Raw genomic sequence first — 4,687 nt, 5'->3', positions numbered from 1 at the left:
CCATCGACCGGTCGACTGGCTGCACGAGGCTGTTCGCCCGTGAACTCGGGGGCCGCGACATCGTCAGCTTCAATCTCTATCATACCCCGGCGGGCGAGGTTCACCTGCGGCCGTGCGAAATGTCTTCGGCCAAGGTGATCGACTTCGTCCGCGGCTTCTCCGCAAACTCAGCGGGGGCGATTCCGGTTGCCAAATGAGCGAACTCCTCATGAACATATCCGGGTCGAGCCTTGCGGATGCAAGCAAGGATACTTGGGCGGGTATTGCTTTACTTGGGGTGTTGGGATTTGTCCTCGGCTTCGCCCTTAACCAGGGATCGATCTGCACAGTCATTGCCACGAGGGAATTGGTCTCGGAGAAGAGGCCGGCGCGATTCATCGTGCTCGTCGAGGGCGCCGTGTTGGCAGCGCTCGTCTACGCAATCCTCAAAGCGTCGCCGATGATGCCGCAAGGTTGGTTGCCACTCATCTATCTGGTTCCTGCAACCATGTTGTTCGGGCTTGGTACGTATCTGAACGGTGCATGCGTGTTCGGGTCGGTTGGGCATATAGGAAATGGCGAAATTGACTTCGGATTCGCGTTTCTCGGCATCCTTGCGGTGTTTTACGCCGAATCTCTGTTCGACCTGGTTCCGGATCAGCCGCCTACAAGTGCTTCGCTGCCGGTTGGGCCGGCGCTTAACGCACTTGCACTGTTGGCCGTTCTGGCGCTGAGGTTCGGTGTATCACGAAGGTCCGATTCCAACTTCATGCGGCTGACCCTGTCGATGGGAGCGATCGGGATCACCTTTACGCTGGTGGCAATTTTCGAACCCGGGTTCTCGATCACAGCACCGATCGGATCGGTCGTTTCGATACCTGTCGCTGGCGCCGTGATCTCTGTCTGCATGTTCGCGGGCAGCTTTGCTTCCGCAAGATTTATGAAGCGGCGCTTCACGCTGAAATGGCCGACAGTCAAGACTGCAATCGGGAGAACGCTTGCGGGTATCCTTATGGGATTGGGTGCGCTGCTTATTCCCGGCGGGAACGATACGCTGCTGATGATTGGTTTGCCCATGGGAGCATGGCAGGCCGTGCTTGCTTATGCGCTTTTCGTTACGACGCTTGCCGTCCTCATCGCCAAATTCGGTTCGATGGCAAAATCCTGGTCATGATAGTGACCCATGTCGCACATCGGCCGGATGTGAAAACCCCCAATGGGCTACACCAACTGCGCGTTCTCTCCTGGCCGGGATCGAGACCTACGTGACATCGCCGCCTTCTGCAAATCCTCGTCTCTAGACTAGGGGCTGAGCGGATCAAAAGGCGCCAGCTTTTTTGCCGCCAAGACCGGGCAGTAGGGGGGCGAGTTAATTTTTGCGAACTCGAGGGATCCCGGACCGAACTCGTCCAAGGCTTGCGCGGCGCGGCGCCCACAGGGATAGTCGAAGCCGTTGCCATCGTTGCAATACTGTCGGCTCTCTGGCGCATCAATACCGTTGAAACGGATACGCTGTCCGTGGATCTCAATCGTGTCGCCGTCAATGACTGAGGCGACGCCGGCAATCGGCGCCGGCTTCGATCCAAATCCAGTTTGATAAATTGAGGTCGGGGGCGCGATCGCTGTGCTGCATGACGAACTGCGTCGCATAGCCTCCCATTGCGGCTAGGTCACAAAGACCAGGCGCTTCGGAATGCCGGCCAGTTGGCGTGCACGCCGCAGCTTAGCGCCAGTCCGCTTGCGCCATTGGTCAGACCGATTGTCGTATCGGTATTGTCCAAGCCCTTACTCCCCAAGGGCAGCATGCGACCGTTGCTCTTAAGAGTCCAGCCGCACTAAAGTAACTGTTGATGTGGATTCGCTGGCCTTTTTGTATGCGCTAGCATTTCCGCCGATCGCCACTGACGGGGGAACTCAAATCATGGTCGTTCGCTTTTTTGATCGGAAGAAAGAATTCAAGGCTGCGTTAATCCGCGCAGCCAAAGATCGTGAGTTCCCGCTGACCTATGAGCGATTTGGCGAGCGTTTAGGCATCTGGCGCATGCGCGGCGCGAAGGACGTATTGGATCTCATTGCGCAAGAGGAGACCAGGGAAGGTCGATCACCTTCGTCCTGAGCAGCGCGACAACGGGCTATCCATCGCAGATTGACGGGATGCCGGCCAAGCCACCCACCACAGAGCAGAAAGCTTCCGCCAGAGAGAAGATGCAGAAAGTCATCAGCCCATTATTGTCGAGGGGCGGCGAACCCTTATCCTCAAGTCAAGCACCAGTGATAACCGAATAGAGGCGTGTGATGCTGTCGGAATCGGTAGACGCTGCCGAGATGGCTTATGCCGTCGGCATAGACCCGAAGAGATTTCGCCAAGCGCTGCGCGATGCCCAACTCTCTTGGCACAGGCATGACGCGCGGTAATCCTGGCAAGAAATATCGGCCTAAACATGATGCTTTGAGGCGCGCATATGAAAAAGGTCTGAAGGTGTCGGTGGTCGTGCTCGAAACCTGCAACAGCGACCGAGAAACGCGAAAGCGTCTCGAGGACAAGTGGATTGCCCTTCGACGCGCAGAGGCTACTGCGGGAGGCCCCAAGGTCCTAAATTCGACCTGACCGACTTGACGCGCTCGTAAAACGTCATTTGCCGGCGGCCGGTAGGGCTTCAAGTCGGCTCGTTGACCAACGGCGTTGTGCCTTTCGGCCGTCGGAACTCCCTCACCAGTTCGACTGTGCTGGCATCGCCCGTGACGCGCCCAAGCACCTGCACCGTGACCCGGCCCAACTCCTCGTCAACGTGGATCACTTCGCCTTCGAATATCATCCTGTCGCCAGGCTTGGCTCTCGGATCAATGGTCGAATAGGAATAGTTGGCCGTCGGGATGTGCAGGGTAGACAAAGGCCAGGAAAAGGGCGACGAGGTGTTGCGCCGCCTCCTTCCAAAACCCGCCAGACCATAGAACAGGGAACAAGGTTCAAGCAGGCCCCAAAATAGAAACCGGGTGGCCCTCCGGTCAAGAAAGACCACCCGGAAGATCGTGACTAGGTCACGGTCTCTTTATGGTTTCGACAATAGCGGTTGCCTTGCGGCGTACCGCAACCTTGACGGGGATAAATTTCCCCGTCTTGGCATCTCTACCAATCTTGGTTTTGGTCATAACGTATCACCTCCTTTCTCGGGCAGTGGCCCGCCTTAGAGGTGTGCCAAAGAGGTGTGGTGACGACCGAATCGCAAGACCGGCGAAATAATGATGAAACGTCTACTCAGAGTCGAGTCGGCCTTTCTTGCGCAGGCGAAGGAATTTTCGCGCCTTCTGCTTAGGCGAGACTGGCTTTACCAATCCGCCGATAGGTAAGGCGCTTCACGCCGACCATGCCGCGTTTCAAGACTGAGAACACGTCTCTCAATAGGGGGCAAGAACAACGAGCGAACATCCTGCTATCATTTTGCTACCCAACTCAGTAGCACGGATAAGTACAAGACGGGACTGAGTTGCAAGATGTCGCGCTATCCCGTTGATAATACGAGACTTGGCGTGACAGGGTAGGGCGGATCAGTACGGGTGTAATCGATTTCAAGACCGGTGCCTTTAAGCCGCTCGGCCATCCCGAATTGCGCCTAGGTGAAGGTCCGAAAGCGATCTTCCACAACGTTAATCGTGATACGCTTGTATCGTCGACGAAACTGCGTTACACATGTAGCGTGTAGTCAGCTTCGGAGGCTGTCGGTGTGATTGCGGCTACTGAAAAGCTATTTTCTGCCCCGCAGGTGTGCGAGGCGGCGGGGTGCAAGCAGGTGACGCTACGCGCTTGGCGCAGGCGCAATGGGTTATTCCCGGAAACGCTGACGGATAGGCGGCAGAACCACTTTTTCTCGTTGAGAGACGTTTGCATGGTTCGCGCCATCGTGGTGCTCACCCACCATGGCCTTGCTGCTGACGATGCAATTCGATTTGCGCAAGATCCTACCTTCGGGCTGCGTATAGAGAGTTACATCGACAGCTTCCTAAAGGTCGGCACTCATACCGAAGACAATGTGGTCGGATTCTTCATGGGCGATGCTTCAAAGCCCGGAGATCGAATACTCGATTGGGATTCGGGGCAGATCGTAGACGCTGCCGACAGGCCGCCGGCTAAACTAACCTTTCTCTTTTTCGGGGCGGGCGCCGAACCCCTGATCTCGTGTCTGTCGAACCCGACAGGCGCGGTCACGTTCGTCAACATGAAGACCATTGTGAAGCACATCGTAAATGCGTTGGCCCCATCATCGGGAGAGCCTGGCTAAAACTATGGCAAACCGCGCTGCTCTGATCACCCAAGCCGATGCGACCCGCCTCTTCAAGGCGGCAAAGCTTGCCGGCTATGACCGCGCGCGCTTTGTTTCTCATCCTGATGGCCGCATCGAGGTTCTCGTCGAAACGCTCGCAGCCGAAAGCCGTGCTGGCGACGGCAAGCCCAACGAATGGGACGACGTGCTCAAATGAAGCGGCGCGCACAAAATCCATTTCCGGGCGTCTCGCGCGTGTTCGACCGTCACGGCAAGGCCCGCTGGCGCTTCCGCATGAAGGGCAAGGCGAGCGCCTACCTTCCCGGCGAATATGGCTCCGAGGAGTTCCGCACCGCTTACATACAGGCGACCAAAGGGGATCCTGCGGAAGGCTCGATGCGTCATCACCAGCACGGAACCTTCGACTGGTTGATCGAACACTACAAGCG

The 4,687-nt window shown here is 57.0% G+C and carries 7 protein-coding genes and 1 pseudogene; 6 read left to right on the top strand and 2 right to left on the bottom strand.

What is annotated here, in order from left to right; translation table 11 throughout:
* Positions 1-2: 2 nt before the first annotated feature.
* Positions 3-197: a hypothetical protein gene (locus EOA86_RS39555; protein ID WP_245497351.1), complete on the top strand. Its 195-nt coding sequence runs from the start codon at positions 3-5 to the stop codon at positions 195-197.
* Complete coding sequence (locus EOA86_RS22935; RefSeq protein ID WP_128343729.1) at positions 194-1,153, top strand: YeeE/YedE thiosulfate transporter family protein; 960 nt, start codon at positions 194-196, stop codon at positions 1,151-1,153. The genes EOA86_RS39555 and EOA86_RS22935 overlap by 4 nt, the downstream gene beginning before the upstream one ends.
* Positions 1,154-1,380: 227 nt before the next feature.
* Here the strand turns inward: EOA86_RS22935 and EOA86_RS39550 are convergent.
* Positions 1,381-1,581, bottom strand: a pseudogene (locus EOA86_RS39550) (thermonuclease family protein); the annotation flags it as partial.
* A 250-nt stretch (positions 1,582-1,831) separates the two neighbouring features.
* Between EOA86_RS39550 and EOA86_RS22925 the strand changes: the two are divergent.
* The gene (locus EOA86_RS22925; RefSeq protein ID WP_128343725.1) at positions 1,832-2,095 is read left to right on the top strand and encodes a hypothetical protein; all 264 of its coding nucleotides are present in this window, start codon (positions 1,832-1,834) and stop codon (positions 2,093-2,095) included.
* A gap of 541 nt (positions 2,096-2,636) precedes the next feature.
* Here EOA86_RS22925 and EOA86_RS22920 read toward each other — a convergent pair.
* Positions 2,637-2,870 carry a hypothetical protein gene (locus EOA86_RS22920; RefSeq protein ID WP_128343723.1) on the bottom strand — a complete coding sequence of 78 codons (234 nt, stop codon included), beginning with the start codon at positions 2,868-2,870 and terminating at the stop codon, positions 2,637-2,639.
* A gap of 831 nt (positions 2,871-3,701) precedes the next feature.
* Here EOA86_RS22920 and EOA86_RS22915 point away from each other — a divergent pair.
* From EOA86_RS22915 to EOA86_RS22905, 3 genes are all read left to right on the top strand, one after another.
* Complete coding sequence (locus EOA86_RS22915) at positions 3,702-4,256, top strand: MerR family transcriptional regulator (RefSeq protein WP_128343721.1); 555 nt, start codon at positions 3,702-3,704, stop codon at positions 4,254-4,256.
* Between the two features lie 4 nt (positions 4,257-4,260).
* Entirely contained in the window at positions 4,261-4,455 is a 195-nt protein-coding gene (locus EOA86_RS22910) for a hypothetical protein (RefSeq protein WP_128343719.1), read from the top strand.
* Positions 4,452-4,687, top strand: a 236-nt coding sequence (locus EOA86_RS22905; RefSeq protein ID WP_206630104.1) for a hypothetical protein, incomplete at its 3' end; no start/stop codon positions are given. The genes EOA86_RS22910 and EOA86_RS22905, both read left to right, overlap by 4 nt.

The organism is Mesorhizobium sp. M5C.F.Ca.IN.020.32.2.1, from assembly GCF_004023105.1.
Lineage (GTDB): Bacteria > Pseudomonadota > Alphaproteobacteria > Rhizobiales > Rhizobiaceae > Mesorhizobium > Mesorhizobium wenxiniae.
The sequence above is the reverse complement of the archived record's forward strand: the minus strand, read 5'-3'. Positions and strand labels throughout refer to the sequence as shown.